10 protein-coding genes are annotated in these 13,740 nt (G+C 62.3%); 2 read left to right on the top strand and 8 right to left on the bottom strand.

Features of this window, described 5'->3' with window-relative positions:
* From narI to DYZ14_RS03920, 5 genes are read right to left on the bottom strand one after another with little or no spacing between them, the layout of a single operon-like run.
* Entirely contained in the window at window positions 1-717 is a 717-nt protein-coding gene (narI, locus tag DYZ14_RS03940; protein ID WP_154719479.1) for a respiratory nitrate reductase subunit gamma, read from the bottom strand.
* Window positions 718-728: 11 nt separating this feature from the next.
* The gene (gene narJ, locus DYZ14_RS03935) at window positions 729-1,442 is read right to left on the bottom strand and encodes a nitrate reductase molybdenum cofactor assembly chaperone (RefSeq protein WP_154719478.1); all 714 of its coding nucleotides are present in this window, start codon (window positions 1,440-1,442) and stop codon (window positions 729-731) included.
* The gene (narH, locus tag DYZ14_RS03930; RefSeq protein ID WP_154719477.1) at window positions 1,442-2,980 is read right to left on the bottom strand and encodes a nitrate reductase subunit beta; all 1,539 of its coding nucleotides are present in this window, start codon (window positions 2,978-2,980) and stop codon (window positions 1,442-1,444) included. Before narH ends, narJ begins: the two co-directional genes overlap by 1 nt.
* On the bottom strand, window positions 2,977-6,735 hold the full coding sequence (locus DYZ14_RS03925; RefSeq protein ID WP_154719476.1) for a nitrate reductase subunit alpha: 3,759 nt from the start codon (window positions 6,733-6,735) through the stop codon (window positions 2,977-2,979). The genes narH and DYZ14_RS03925 overlap by 4 nt, the downstream gene beginning before the upstream one ends.
* A 17-nt stretch (window positions 6,736-6,752) precedes the next feature.
* Entirely contained in the window at window positions 6,753-9,497 is a 2,745-nt protein-coding gene (locus DYZ14_RS03920; RefSeq protein ID WP_154719475.1) for a nitrate/nitrite transporter, read from the bottom strand.
* 234 nt (window positions 9,498-9,731) lie between these two features.
* Here DYZ14_RS03920 and DYZ14_RS03915 point away from each other — a divergent pair, with 234 nt between their 5' ends.
* Window positions 9,732-10,445 (top strand): cyclic nucleotide-binding domain-containing protein, encoded by a 714-nt coding sequence (locus tag DYZ14_RS03915; protein WP_154719474.1) that lies wholly within the window; start codon window positions 9,732-9,734, stop codon window positions 10,443-10,445.
* 21 nt (window positions 10,446-10,466) lie between these two features.
* Here the strand turns inward: DYZ14_RS03915 and DYZ14_RS03910 are convergent, their stop codons facing one another.
* The 3 genes from DYZ14_RS03910 to DYZ14_RS03900 form a co-directional block, all read right to left on the bottom strand.
* Window positions 10,467-10,862 carry a hypothetical protein gene (locus tag DYZ14_RS03910; protein ID WP_154719473.1) on the bottom strand — a complete coding sequence of 132 codons (396 nt, stop codon included), beginning with the start codon at window positions 10,860-10,862 and terminating at the stop codon, window positions 10,467-10,469.
* 240 nt (window positions 10,863-11,102) lie between these two features.
* Complete coding sequence (locus tag DYZ14_RS03905; RefSeq protein ID WP_195949817.1) at window positions 11,103-11,882, bottom strand: efflux RND transporter periplasmic adaptor subunit; 780 nt, start codon at window positions 11,880-11,882, stop codon at window positions 11,103-11,105.
* On the bottom strand, window positions 11,879-12,493 hold the full coding sequence (locus DYZ14_RS03900) for a TetR/AcrR family transcriptional regulator (protein WP_210209275.1): 615 nt from the start codon (window positions 12,491-12,493) through the stop codon (window positions 11,879-11,881). Before DYZ14_RS03900 ends, DYZ14_RS03905 begins: the two co-directional genes overlap by 4 nt.
* Window positions 12,494-12,776: 283 nt before the next feature.
* On the opposite strand from DYZ14_RS03900, the gene DYZ14_RS03895 reads away from it, so the two are divergent.
* Window positions 12,777-13,652 (top strand): PaaX family transcriptional regulator C-terminal domain-containing protein, encoded by an 876-nt coding sequence (locus tag DYZ14_RS03895; RefSeq protein WP_154719471.1) that lies wholly within the window; start codon window positions 12,777-12,779, stop codon window positions 13,650-13,652.
* Window positions 13,653-13,740: the final 88 nt, after the last annotated feature.

Genomic DNA, 13,740 nt, shown 5'->3' with positions numbered 1-13,740 from the left:
TTACTCCGCCGGAGCACGGTTGACGGAACTGCCGTTGCGCTGCCGCACGACCTGATAGCCGGGACGCCACAGATATCGCACCGGTGCGCTCAGCATGTGCACCAACCGGGTGAACGGGAAGAGCAGCAGGATCGTCAGCCCGAGGAAGAGATGCAGCTTGAACACCAGCGGCGCCTCGGCGACATAGGAGGCCGCCTCCGGATTGAAGGTGAAGATGCCCTGTGCCCAGTTCATGAACTTAACCATTTCATGGCCGTCGAGATGGGCAAGCGAAGTCGGGATGGTCGAGAGCCCGAGGAAGAGCTGGACCCACAGGAGGATGATGATCAGCGTGTCGGTCGTGCTCGATGAGGCGCGCACGCGCGGATCGAACAGCCGGCGATGGACGAGAAGCGTCGCGCCGATGATCGCCATCACGCCGGCAATGCCGCCGGCGACCACGGCCAGCGTCTGCTTGGCGCTGTGGCTGATGCCGAGCGTGTCGAAAATCACGATCGGCGTCAGCAAGCCGACCAGATGGCCGGCGAAGATGAACAGCACGCCGAGATGAAACAGCACGGAGCCCCACATCAGTTGCTTGCGGCGCAGTAGCTGGCTCGACCCGGAGCGCCAGGTATAGGGCTCGCGGTCATAGCGGATGATCGAGCCGAGGATCAGCACGGCGAGCGCGATGTACGGATAGATGCCGAACAAGAGTGAATTGAGAAAACCAGACATGCCCTGCCCTCCTAAACCGGTATCGTGTTCAAGGGATCGTTCGGCTTGCGCGCCGCCGCCCTCATCTGTGTGCGCAGCCTGTCGGGGCCGCAGCTGTTGTCGCCCGCATTGCCGCCGAAGGTGACGACCTCGTCCTCCCAGATGCGGTCCATCGCCTCGAGATCGTTCGGATCGTCCTCGGCGCCGTCCAGCAACTCTTTCAGCAGCTTCTGGTCCGGCTTGCTCTTCGACACGAGGCCGAGCGCGGCAAAGGCGTTGGAATAGACCGAATCCCGCTTCCTCAGCCGCTCGCCGATCGCCGCCGTGATATGGCCGGTCTGGGCGAGCAGGTCATCGACTTCTTCCGTTGTCAGGGTCGCAAGGAATTCCAGGAACAGCGGCAGATAGTCCGGCAGTTCCTTGGCGTCGATTTCAAAACCCTGGTCCTCGTACATGGTCTTCAGGTCGACCATGGCCTGGCCGCGGTCGCGGCTCTCGCCATGGACATGCTCGAACAGGTTGAGCGACAGCGACCGGCTGCGGTAAAACAGGTAGACGTAGCGCTCCTGAGCCTCGTAAAGGTCCTGTCCGGCGAGATCGTCGATCAGGCGGCCAAGCAGCAGCCTGACCTCCCGGGAGATCGTTCCGTCATCTTCGAGCGCCGCCTTGAGTTCCGGCACCCCCTCGATGAGTTCCTCGGTCGGGTAGCTGAGCAACAGCGATATTGCCTTCAGTGCCTTGTGCATCAGACGCGCTCCTTGAACAGGTCGGTCGGGGTCTGGACGACCTTGCGGCGCTTGGCGCCGAAGAGGTCGCTGTCGGACGTGCCGCCCGAGCAGCCATTGCCGAAGGAGAAGCCACAGGAACCACGGACGTCATAGGCGTCCTCGGTCACTTCGCGGTGCGTCGTCGGGATAACGAAGCGGTCCTCGTAATTGGCGATCGCCATGATGTGGTACATCTCCTCGATCATCTCGGCGCTCATGCCGACCTTCGCGGCAATCGAGGTGTCGATGACCCCGTCGATCGTCTTGGAGCGCATATAGGCGCGCATGGCGAGCATGCGCTCCAGCGCCGAGACCACGGGGGCCTCCTTGCCGGCCGTCAGCAGGTTGGCGAGGTAGCGGACCGGGATGCGCAGCGACCGCACATCCGGCAGCGGGCCGTCCATGCCGAGCTTGCCCGACTGGGCCGCCGACTGCAGCGGCGAAAGCGGCGGAATGTACCAGACCATCGGCAGCGTGCGGTATTCCGGGTGGAGCGGGAAGGCGATCTTCCAGTCCATCGCCATCTTGTAGACCGGCGAATGCTTCGCCGCTTCCAGCCAGGCGTCCGGAACGCCATCCTTGCGCGCCTGCTCGATGACGGCAGGATCGTTCGGATCGAGGAATATCTTCAGCTGTTCCTCGTAGAGATCCTGCTCATTGGCGGTCGATGCGGCTTCCGAGATCCGGTCGGCATCGTAGAGGATGACGCCGAGATAGCGGATGCGTCCGACGCAGGTTTCCGAACAGACCGTCGGATGACCAGCCTCGATGCGCGGATAGCAGAAGATGCACTTCTCGGATTTTCCCGAGTTCCAGTTGTAGTAGATCTTCTTGTAGGGACAGCCGGAAACACACATCCGCCAGCCGCGGCATTTCTCCTGGTCGATCAGGACGATGCCGTCATCCTCGCGCTTGTAGATCGCCCCCGACGGACAGGCAGCCGCACAGGTGGGGTTGAGGCAGTGCTCGCACAGCCTCGGCAGGTACATCATGAAGGTGTTCTCGAACTGGCCGTAGATCTCCTTCTGCACGCCTTCGAAATTGTAGTCCTTCGAGCGCTTCTCGAATTCGCCGCCCAGGATTTCCTCCCAGTTAGGACCCCATTCGATCTTTTCCATCCGCTCGCCGGTGATCATCGAGCGGGGACGGGCCGTCGGCATGGCACGGCTTTCGCCGGCTGTCTGAAGGTGGCCGTAGTCGAAGTCGAACGGCTCGTAATAGTCGTCGATTTCCGGCAGGTCGGGATTGGCGAAGATCTTGGCGAGGATGCGCCACTTGGCACCCATCTTCGGCTCGATCTTGCCGTTCGACTTGCGGACCCAGCCGCCGTTCCACTTCTTCTGGTTTTCCCATTCCTTCGGGAAACCGATGCCGGGCTTGGTTTCGACATTGTTGAACCAGGCGTATTCGACGCCTTCGCGATTGGTCCAGACGTTCTTGCAGGTGACCGAGCAGGTATGACACCCGATGCACTTGTCGAGGTTGAGGACCATGCCAATTTGCGCGCGGATTTTCATTCTGCCGCCTCCTTGTTGTATGCGACGCTTTCGGTGTGCGGCCCTTCCAGCCAGTCCACCGTGTCGAGTCTGCGGACCACGACGAACTCGTCGCGATTGGCGCCGACCGTGCCGTAGTAGTTGAAGCCGTAGGACTGATGGGCGTATCCGCCGATCATGTGGGTCGGCTTGGTGATGACGCGCGTGACCGAGTTGTGGATGCCGCCGCGCTGGCCGGTGATCGGCGAACCGGGTGTGTTCACGATCTTTTCCTGGGCGTGGTACATGAAGATCGTACCGTCCTTCATGCGCTGCGAGACCACCGCGCGGGCGACGATGGCGCCGTTGGCGTTGTAGACCTCGACCCAGTCATTGTCGGCGATGCCGGCCCGCTTGGCGTCGGGCTCGGAAATCCACACGACAGGGCCGCCGCGATTGAGCGTCAGCATCATTAGATTGTCGCTATAGGTGGAGTGGATGCCCCACTTCTGGTGCGGCGTGATGAAGTTCAGCACCAGATGCGGCTTGCCGTCCGACTTGGCCTCGATCGCCGGATTGACGGTCTTGGTGTCGATCGGCGGCCGATAAACGCAGAAGCCTTCGCCGAAGGCGCGCATCCACAGGTGATCCTGATAGAGCTGCTGGCGGCCGGTGAGCGTCCGCCACGGGATCAGCTCGTGGACGTTGGTATAGCCGGCATTGTAGCAGACCTTCTCCGATTCCAGGCCCGACCAAGTCGGCGAGGAGATGATCTTGCGCGGCTGGGCGACCACGTCGCGGAAGCGGATCTTCTCGTCCTCCTTCGGGATGGCGAGATGGGTGTGGTCGCGGCCGGTGAACTTCGACAGCGCCTCCCAGGCCTTGACCGCTACTTCGCCGTTGGTTTCAGGCGCAAGCGACAGGATGACTTCGGTCGCGTCGATATCGCTGTCGATGCGCGGCCGGCCCTTGGTGACGCCCTCCTCCTGCACGACGCCGTTCAGGCGGGCGAGCAGATCGACTTCGTGCTCGGTGTTCCAGGCAATGCCCTTGCCGCCATTGCCGAGTCTTTCGAGCAGGGTGCCGACCGAGGTGAACTTTTTGTAGAGGTTTGGATAGTCGCGCTCGACCACCGCGACCGTCGGCATGGTCCGACCCGGGATGGGCTCGATCTCGCCCTTCTTCCAGTCCTTGACGTCGAACGGCTGGGCGAGTTCGCCGGCGGTATCGTGCAACGTCGGCACGAGGACGACGTCCTTCTCCACCCCGAGAACCTCCGGCGCGACATCCGAGAACTTGCGGGCAATGCCCTTGAAGATCTCCCAGTCGCTGCGCGCATCCCAGGCCGGATCCGCCGCACTCGACAGCGGATGGATGAAGGGATGCATGTCGGACGTGTTGAGATCGTTCTTCTCGTACCATGTGGCCGTCGGAAGCACGATGTCGGAATAGACGCAGGTGGTCGACATGCGGAAGTCGAGGGTCACCAGCAGGTCGAGCTTTCCTTCCGGCGCCTCCTGGTGCCAGGCGGCTTCCTTGGTGATCTGGCGACCTTCCTCGCCGAGATCCTTGCCGAGAACGCCGTGCTTGGTGCCGAGCAGGTGCTTGAGGAAATATTCATGTCCCTTGCCGGACGAGCCGAGCAGGTTGGAACGCCATACGAACAGGTTGCGCGGCCAGTTGGCCTTGTCGTCCGGGTCCTCGCAGGACATCGACAACGTGCCGGCCTTCAGCTGCTCGGCGACATAGTCCTTGGCTTCCTTGCCGGCCGCTGCCGCATCCTTCGACACCTGAAGCGGATTGGTCTTCAGCTGCGGCGCCGACGGCAACCAGCCCATGCGCTCGGCACGGATGTTGTAGTCGATCAGCGTCGCATCCCAGGGCCCTTCCGGCGCGGTCGGCGAGAGGATCTCGTCCACCTTCAGCGTCTCGTAGCGCCACTGGTCGGTATGCGCGTAGAAGAACGAGGTGCCGTTCATGTGGCGCGGCGGCCGGTTCCAGTCGAGCGCGAAGGCGAGCGCCGTCCAGCCGGTCTGCGGCCTCAGCTTTTCCTGGCCGACATAATGGCTCCACCCGCCGCCGGACTGGCCTACGCAACCGCACATCACCAGCATGTTGATGATGCCGCGATAGTTCATGTCCATGTGGTACCAGTGGTTCAGACCGGCACCGAGGATGACCATGGAGCGACCATTGGTCTTTTCCGCATTGCTGGCGAATTCACGGGCGACCGCGATGATCTGGTCGCGCGGAACACCGGTGATCTTCTCGGCCCAGGCCGGCGTGTAGGGCAGGTTCTCCTGATAGGACTTGGCCGAATTCGGATCGTCGAGCCCGCGATCGAGGCCATAATTGGCGACGAACAGGTCGAACACGGTGGCGACCAGCGCCTCGCCATCGGCGAGCTTGACCTTGCGGGCCGGCACCTTGCGCACCAGCACGCTGGCATGGTCGGTGCCTTCGAAGTAATCGTGCTCGCGATTGCCGAAATAGGGGAAGCCGACATTGGCGATCGTGTCGTGCTCGCCGTCGAGGATGAAGCTCATGGCGAGATCGACGTCTGCCCCCTTGCCGTCCTTGGCCTCGAGGTTCCACTTGCCCTGCTCGCCCCAGCGATAGCCGATCGAACCACCGGGCGAGACGAACTGCTTCGTCTTGGCATCGACTGCGACCGTCTTCCATTCCGGATTGTTCGTCTCATCGAGCGCGCCGGTGAAGTCGGAGGCACGGACGAAGCGATCAGCGATGTAATGACCGTCCTTGCCGACCAGTTTGACCAGCATCGGCATGTCGGTATAGCGACGACAGTAGTCCTCGAAATACTCGGCCTGCCGGTCGAGATGGAATTCGCGCAGGATGACATGCCCCATCGCCATGGCGAGCGCGGCATCGGTTCCCTGCTTCGGATGCAGCCAGAGATCGGAGAATTTCGCCGCTTCCGAATAGTCGGGCGAAATCACCACCGACTTGGCGCCCTTGTAGCGCGCCTCCGTATAGAAATGGGCATCGGGCGTGCGCGTCTGTGGCACGTTGGAGCCCCACAGGATCAGGAAGCCGGAATTGTACCAGTCGGCCGATTCCGGAACGTCGGTCTGCTCGCCCCAGGTCATCGGCGAAGCAGGCGGCAGGTCACAGTACCAGTCGTAGAACGACAGACAGACCCCACCGAGCAGCGACAGGTAACGCGAGCCGGCCGCATAGGAGACCATCGACATGGCCGGGATCGGCGAGAAGCCCACTACCCGGTCCGGGCCATAGGTCTTGACCGTATAGGCGTTGGCGGCGGCGATGATCTCGTTGACCTCATCCCAGGTGGCGCGCACGAAGCCGCCGAGACCGCGCATCTTCATGTAGTCGGCACGCTTTTCCGGATTCTCCTGGATCGCCGCCCAGGCCCCGACCGGGGTCTTGATCATGCGTTCCTTGCGCCACAGCTTGAGCAGGCGCGAGCGGATCAGCGGATATTTCACCCGGTTGGCCGAATACATGTACCAGCTGTAGCTGGCGCCGCGCGCGCAGCCGCGCGGCTCGTGGTTGGGAAGGTCCGGCCGGGTACGGGGATAGTCCGTCTGCTGGGTTTCCCAGGTGACGATCCCGCCCTTCACATAGATCTTCCACGAGCAGGAACCGGTGCAGTTCACGCCGTGCGTCGAGCGCACGATCTTGTCGTGCTGCCAGCGCTTGCGATAGGCGTCTTCCCAATCCCGGTTTTCGGTCGTGGTGACGCCGTGGCCGTCCGAGAAGGTATCGGCATTCTTGCGCGCCAGGAAGTTGAGGCGATCGAGGAGATGGCTCATGATATTGTCCTCCGAATTCAGGCGGTTGCTGCGGTCGGGCTGACCCGGCCTCGCTCGACGTCATGGAGCAGTCCGCCCTTGCGGGTGTAGACGGCCCAGGTGATCGCCAGGCAGGTGATGTAGAAGAACAGGAAGGCCCAGAGCGCTGCTTCCGGCCCGCCGGTCATGGCGATCGAAGTGCCGTAACCCTTGGGGATGAAGAAGGCACCGAAGGCGGCGATCGCCGAGGTGAATCCGGTGATCGCGGCCGATTCCTTCTCGGCCTGCAGGCGACGTTGTTCCGGGGTTGCCTGTGGCATCAGCCGGCCCATTTCCTTGCCCATGATCGCCGGGATCATCTGGAAGGTCGACGCATTGCCGACGCCGGTGGCGAAGAAGAGCAGCAGGAAGGAGGCGAAGAAACCCCAGAAGGCATTCGGCTGTTCCTTGATGCCGATGAACCACAGCACACCGGAGACGCCGATCATCATCAGGGCGAAAGCCCAGAAGGTGACCCTCGCCCCGCCGTACTTGTCGGCAAGCCAGCCGGTACCGGAGCGCGACAGAGCGCCGACCAGCGGACCGAGGAAGGCGAACTGCAGCACGTTGACGTCCGGAAAGAGCGTCTTGGTCAGAAGCGGGAAGCCTGCCGAATAGCCGATGAAGGAACCGAAGGTGCCGGTATAGAGCCAGCACATGATCCAGTTGTGCTTGCGCTGGAAGATCACGGCCTGCTCCGAGAACGACGCCTTGGCCGAGGCTATGTCGTTCATGCCGAACCAGTTGCCAAGCGCGGCAAGGATGATGAAGGGCACGAAGAAGAAGCCGGCATTCTGCAGCCAGAGCGGCGCCTCTCCGGTCGCGGACTTGACCATGGCGGGGTCACCGCCAAGACTGCCGAAGATGCCGGCAGTGATGGCAAGCGGCACGACGAACTGCACGACGCTGACGCCGAGGTTGCCGAGGCCGGCATTGAGAGCCAGCGCATTGCCCTTCTCCGCCTTCGGGAAGAAGAAGGAGATGTTCGACATGGAGGAGGCGAAATTGCCGCCGCCGAAGCCGCACAGCAGCGCGAGCAACAGCAGGATCGCATAGGGCGTGTCGGGATTCTGCACGGCATAGCCGATACCGAGTGCCGGGATGATCAGCGACCAGGTGGTGAGCGTCGTCCACAGGCGCCCGCCGAAGACCGGCACCATGAAGGAATAGAAGATGCGCAGCGTCGCACCCGACAGGCCCGGAAGCGCAGCCAGCCAGAACAGCTGATCGGTGGTGAAGGTGAAGCCGACCAGCGGAAGCTTGGCGACGACGACCGACCAGACCTGCCAGACGGCGAAGGACAAAAGCAGAGCCGGGATCGAGAGCCACAGATTGCGGCGGGCGATCTTGCGGCCCTTTTCCTCCCAGAAGACCGGATCTTGCGGGCGCCAGTCGGTCAGCACCGCATGGCTTTCCTTGACAGCCTTGAGGCCTCCCTTCTCCATGCCCTGCATTTCCGGGAAGGATGGCAGTTCGCCAAGCTTTTCGCCCGCAGCCTCCTGTTCCATGTGGCGGACGGCGAAATGCATCCAGGTAAGCGAGCCGAGCGCGATCAGGAACAGCAGCATAAAACAGCTGGTCCACAGGCCGGTGAGGTCGAGCAACAGGCCGAAGACGATCGGCAGGATGAAGCCGCCGAGGCCGCCGATCATGCCGACCAGGCCGCCGACGGAACCGACATTGCCGGGATAGTAGACGGGGATGTGCTTGAATACCGCGGCCTTGCCGAGCGCCATGAAGAAACCGAGGATGAAGACCGTGACGGTGAAGCCGATCAGTCCCATCTCCGCATGGAAGGCGATCGGTCCGTTGACCCCCTGCACGACATAATCGGTCGGCGGATAGGACAGAACAAAGGTCGCGGCGACGGAGACCAGGAAGGTCCAGTACATGACGCGGCGCGCCCCATAGACGTCGGAGAGATGGCCGCCATAGGCGCGGAACAGGCTGGCGGGGACCGAGAAGAAGGCGGCGATCATGCCTGCGGCCCGGATGTCCACGCCATAGACCTTGATCAGATATTGCGGCAGCCAGAGCGCCAGAGCGACAAAGGCGCCGAAGACGAAGAAATAATAGAGCGAGAAGCGCCAGACCTGGACATTCTTCAGCGGCTCGAGCTCGAGCCAGGTGCTCTTCGGCTTTTCGCCGGTGCGGCGGCGCTCGACCAGAACCGGATCATCCTTGGTGGTGAACCAGAAGACGATCGCCATGACCACCAGCGCGCCGGCCCAGACCTGGGCGACCGCGTGCCAGCCGAAGGCGACCAGCACCAGCGGCGCCAGGAACTTGGTGACTGCGGAGCCGACATTGCCGGCGCCGAAGATGCCAAGCGCCGTGCCCTGCTTTTCCGGCGGATACCAGCGCGACACATAGGCCACGCCGACCGCGAAGGAGCCGCCGGCGATGCCGACGCCGAGCGCTGCGATCAGCATCTGCGGATAGTTGGTGGCGTAGGTCAGGAAGAAGGTTGCCACCGCTGCGGCCAGCATGGTGGCGACGAAGACCACCCGGCCGCCGTACCTGTCCGTCCAGATGCCGAGCACAACGCGGATGAGCGATCCGGTGAGGATCGGCGTGCCGACCAGCAGGCCGAACTGGGTTTCGGAGAGATTCAGATCCTTGCGGATCTGAATGCCGATGATTGCGAAGATCGTCCATACGGCGAAACAGACAGTAAAGGCGATGGTACTCATCGCCAAAGCGGTCCTTTGCCCCTGCGGATTGCCATCCAATGGGTTTGGCATAGCCATGCTCCTGGTTCGGATTACACGTATTTCCAAGCAATAAGAGACCAGTCGCGGATTGTTTTTGTTGATCTGGGTCAACGGTATTGTTTTTATGCGATATTTTTTCTAGACTGCATTTGGCAATATTTGGATATTATTATTTTGATTGTATGCTTTACTTAGTTTGCCTGTCGATTTGACATTTTTCGTTCCATGGATTGATATCCGCGGCAACGAGCCGGGACCCATGCGATGCGCGCTGAAGATATCGAAAAGCTGAAATGTCTGAACGTCTTCAGGGGGGTGAAGGAAAACACCTTCCAACGGGCAATAGCCCCCAGCTTCCTGCAATCATTCCCTGCCGGAACGATACTCCTCGAGGAGAATAGGCCAGCAGATTTTCTCTACATCGTCCTCGACGGACTGGTAGAAATGTCGTCGTCTGCAACTGGTGACGAAACGGTAATTGAAATACTCGGGCCTGTAAATCTGTTCATACTTGCGGCCGTGCTCAACAACGACATCTGTCTTCAGTCCGCCAGAACCCTGACGCCTGCCCGGATCCTGATGATCCCCGCCAACCTCATTCGCGAGCTGCTGGCAGAGGATCACGATTTCATGAAGGCGGTGGTGTTCGAACTGGCAAGCGCCTACCGGCGCACGGTCAAGGAATTGAAGAATCAGAAACTGCGCAGCGGAGCGGAACGTCTGGCCAACTGGCTGCTCCGGGAGGAGCGCAGCCAGGGCGGCGAAGGGCGCCTGACCATTCCGTACGAAAAGCGGATCCTGGCCGCCTATCTCGGCATGACGGCGGAAAACCTGTCGCGCGGGTTTTCTGCCCTGTCGGCGCATGGCGTCAATATCAAGGGACTGCAGGTCGACATTGTCGATATCGGCAAGCTCATCGATTATGCCCGGCCATCGCCGCTGATCGATGACGGCGAACCGCGATTGCCGCGAGACTAACTGACCGCTGCGAGACTTCGGCTACGGACGCGTGGACCGCCACGAAACAGCGGCGATGGACGCCCATACGGCCGTGCGCAGAAGCATCGCGCCGACGGTACGCATCTCGTAGAGCCCGCCGCCTGCCACATGCAGCCCGAAAGCCGCCAGCACCAATGCCGTCGCCACGGCAATCGCAATGGATAGCCAGACCGCCAAGCGCCGTTTCAGCAGGAGCCCCAGCCCGGCCAGGACATAGAAGAATCCGGCGATGAAATTGAACCACAAGACGAACGGAACGGCATTGCCCACGGCCGCCCGTGCCGCCTCGTCGCCGAACAGCGCCGTACCGCCGGAGAAGATCGTCAACAGGCCAAAGACAAGACCGAAGGCGCCTGCCACCTTCAGCCCCCAGCCGCCTTGTGGAATCGTGCTCATGCCGTGCTCCTTCCTGGTTTTCCAACTTACCATCGCGCAGATGGAAAAGCCGATCGAAACGGTCGTAGATCTTTTCGTCATGGGTCACCGCGACAATGCAGGCGTCCTGTTCGGCGGCGAGCTTGCGCAGCAGATCCATGACGATCCCGGCCCGCTTGGAATCGAGCGCCGCGGTCGGTTCGCTCCTCGTTGGCGCGGTCGCTTTCGATGCCGATGCGCGCCACCTTCCCCCTGTAGACGTCATGCGGCATGGATCGCAGCCGAACCATCGGCCGGCTGTCCGACGGCCAGCGCGCCGGCGCGCTCCTCGTCGATGTATGCCAGAGTCCAGACGGTCTTGGGATCCATGAGCGTGAAGATCGCATCACCGGTCCGCACGACGGCACCAGCTTCGGCATGGCGAGCGACGACGACCGCGTCGAAGGGTGCCTGCAGAACATGCTGCTTGAGCACGGCGGTCTCGTAATCGAGTGCCGCGGCGGCATCGGCCGCTTGTGAAACGAGAACATCCACCTCCGTCTGCGCGACGGTGAGTTCGGCGGCTGCAACCTCGACGTCGCGTTTCGCCTCCTCGGCGGTCTGACGAGAAATCGCATTTCGACCAGCCAGTTCCTGCTGGCGTGTGTCGTCCGCCTGGCGTTGCGCAAGCACTGCCCTGGCCTTCTCGACATTGGCCCCCGCCTTGCGGGTATTTGCCGCCGTAGCGGCAATTGCCGCCTTAGCCCTCGCCACCCGGGCCTGCTGCGCATCCCGATGCAATCGCGCCAGCTCCTGGCCGCGCGTCACGACGTCACCGCTATCGACGGAGAGATCGGCCAGCGCACCGCCGACCTCGAACCCGATCTTCGATACGATCCGCGCCTCCACCGTATCGAGCCCGTACACCTTCACCGCGACATTCCGCTCGACGGCGGCAACCGGAACGACGATCGGCCGCTTGGTCAAAAGGACATAGGCTAGAACACCTGCAGCGACGACCGCCACGGCCACCAGAACGACTTTGATCTTTCCGCCCATCATGACTGCTTCCCCTCTATCGCCGACCCCAGGAACAACGCCATCTGCACGGTCAGTAGCCGCGCGCCCTCCGGCCGCAAGGCAAAGCCGCGCCCACCGAGCGACCATCGCATCGCCAGCCCCTGGACAAGCGAGATCAGCAGCACTGCACCGTCCGCCGGATCGAGGTCCTGGCGGACCGTACCGGCATCGCGCGCCGCGGTCAGTTCGCCGGCAAGGATGCCGTGAAACGCCGTCATCAAACCGACGAAGGACTGGCGGAGCACGTCGTTCTCGACACGCAGTTCGCGCGAGAACAGGATCGCGGGTATGGCAGGGCTGGCATCGATTAGCCCGAGCTGGGCATCGACCAGCGCTACAATTCGGCCCTCCGGCGTCGCGCTCGAGGCCCGGGCCTCACCCCAGGCCGCCTGCAGCCGATCGGCAATATCCGCCGCCACGGCCTGCCACAGGACAGTTTTTGTCGGGAAGTGCCTGAAGATCCCCGGTTGCGTCAGCCCGACAGCTTCCGCGACCGCATTGGTGGTGAGCCGGTCGGGGCCCAACTCGTCGGCAAGCCGCAGCGCCGCCCGCAATATCTCGTCCTTGCGCTCATCCGCCGTCTTACGCACCATCGACAATCCGGTCCGCTAGTTAGTTATCAATCACTAACTAGCGAGATGTCGAACAAAAGTCGAGGAGCTTTTTGCGCAATCGCGCCAATCATTGGGGGGGGTATGAGCCGGGGAAACGTCGAACCAGATCCACCGATCCGGCCACTCGGCATCCGCGCCTGAAAGCGGATAATGGCCGGCAATTTGACATTCATCTGCGGTGCGCCTACCTCGGAAAATCAACGCGTTGAACCGCCGGCCGTCCGGCCGAGCGTATTTACCCGACTGCATGTTTGGAGGCGAAATGTCCGTTGCGCTGCCTGGAACCACATGGTTGCCGCTGCTGCAGCAGGGCCTGACCATTCGCGCGCCCGCGATGATCGTTACGATCTACGGCGATATCGTCGTGCCGCGCGGCGGCGTGTTGTGGATGGGCACGCTGGTGGAGATCTGCGCGCGGCTCGGGATCAGCGAGACGCTGGTGCGCACCGCTGTCTCGCGTCTGGTCGCGGCCGAGCAACTGGTCGGTGAGCGTGATGGCCGGCGATCCTACTATAGGCTGGCATCCGGTGCACGGACGGAGTTCGCCGCCGCAGCAAGGCTGCTTTATGGCCCGCAGGCCGAGGCCGACGGTTTCCTCATTCATCATGCGCCGGGCCTTTCCGACGAGGTTGCCCGCCGCTTTCGTCTCGGCCGCATGGGGCCGGACCTCTACCTTCGGCCAAATCATCCGGAAAATGCTACGCTTTCCGGCCTCACCTTTAGCGCCGACGTCATGAAGGACGGCGGCTTGCTGGCCGAGTATGCGGCAACGCTCTGGGATCTCGGGTCATTTGCCGACGAGTACCGCGCGATGATCGATCTGTTCTCGCCGCTTTCGGCGGCGCTGGAGCAAGGCGAGACCTTGCTGCCGGCCGATGCGGTCAGCGCGCGGCTTCTGTTGGTTCAGGTCTATCGCGCCGTGCTACTGCGTGATCCACGGCTGCCCGCCGACGCACTTCCCCTCGATTGGCCGGGTCTTGCTGCCCGCCGGCTCTTTGCCCGTCTCTACCGCTCGCTCTCCCCCCTGGCCGACGCCCATATCGCGGCCCGGTTCGAAGGCCGAGATGGCCATCTGCCGGCGGAAACGGCCGAAACCGCGGCACGGCTGCAATCACTGTCGCTCGAGACTGCAGACTAAGTAGCAGAAAGGAAAAGGATAATTCCTGCTCGGCCCGGCAATCGACCCAAAACATCACGCACACATCAAAAAACCGCTTTCCTGTGTG

Origin of the sequence: Ciceribacter sp. T2.26MG-112.2 (genome assembly GCF_900492205.1) — a bacterium.
Classification (GTDB): domain Bacteria; phylum Pseudomonadota; class Alphaproteobacteria; order Rhizobiales; family Rhizobiaceae; genus Allorhizobium; species Allorhizobium naphthalenivorans_A.
Note: the sequence above shows the minus strand (reverse complement) of the source record. Positions and strands in the feature narration are given on the sequence as shown.

What these genes read in the sequence shown, in the direction of transcription:
- DYZ14_RS03920 (WP_154719475.1), bottom strand. Translation starts at nt 9,497, where the DNA reads ATGCCAAACCCATTGGATGGCAATCCGCAGGGGCAAAGGACCGCTTTG.
- narH (WP_154719477.1), bottom strand. Translation starts at nt 2,980, where the DNA reads ATGAAAATCCGCGCGCAAATTGGCATGGTCCTCAACCTCGACAAGTGC.
- DYZ14_RS03905 (WP_195949817.1), bottom strand. Translation starts at nt 11,882, where the DNA reads ATGATGGGCGGAAAGATCAAAGTCGTTCTGGTGGCCGTGGCGGTCGTC.
- DYZ14_RS03915 (WP_154719474.1), top strand. Translation starts at nt 9,732, where the DNA reads ATGCGCGCTGAAGATATCGAAAAGCTGAAATGTCTGAACGTCTTCAGG.
- DYZ14_RS03900 (WP_210209275.1), bottom strand. Translation starts at nt 12,493, where the DNA reads ATGGTGCGTAAGACGGCGGATGAGCGCAAGGACGAGATATTGCGGGCG.
- DYZ14_RS03910 (WP_154719473.1), bottom strand. Translation starts at nt 10,862, where the DNA reads ATGAGCACGATTCCACAAGGCGGCTGGGGGCTGAAGGTGGCAGGCGCC.
- DYZ14_RS03895 (WP_154719471.1), top strand. Translation starts at nt 12,777, where the DNA reads ATGTCCGTTGCGCTGCCTGGAACCACATGGTTGCCGCTGCTGCAGCAG.
- narI (WP_154719479.1), bottom strand. Translation starts at nt 717, where the DNA reads ATGTCTGGTTTTCTCAATTCACTCTTGTTCGGCATCTATCCGTACATC.
- DYZ14_RS03925 (WP_154719476.1), bottom strand. Translation starts at nt 6,735, where the DNA reads ATGAGCCATCTCCTCGATCGCCTCAACTTCCTGGCGCGCAAGAATGCC.
- narJ (WP_154719478.1), bottom strand. Translation starts at nt 1,442, where the DNA reads ATGCACAAGGCACTGAAGGCAATATCGCTGTTGCTCAGCTACCCGACC.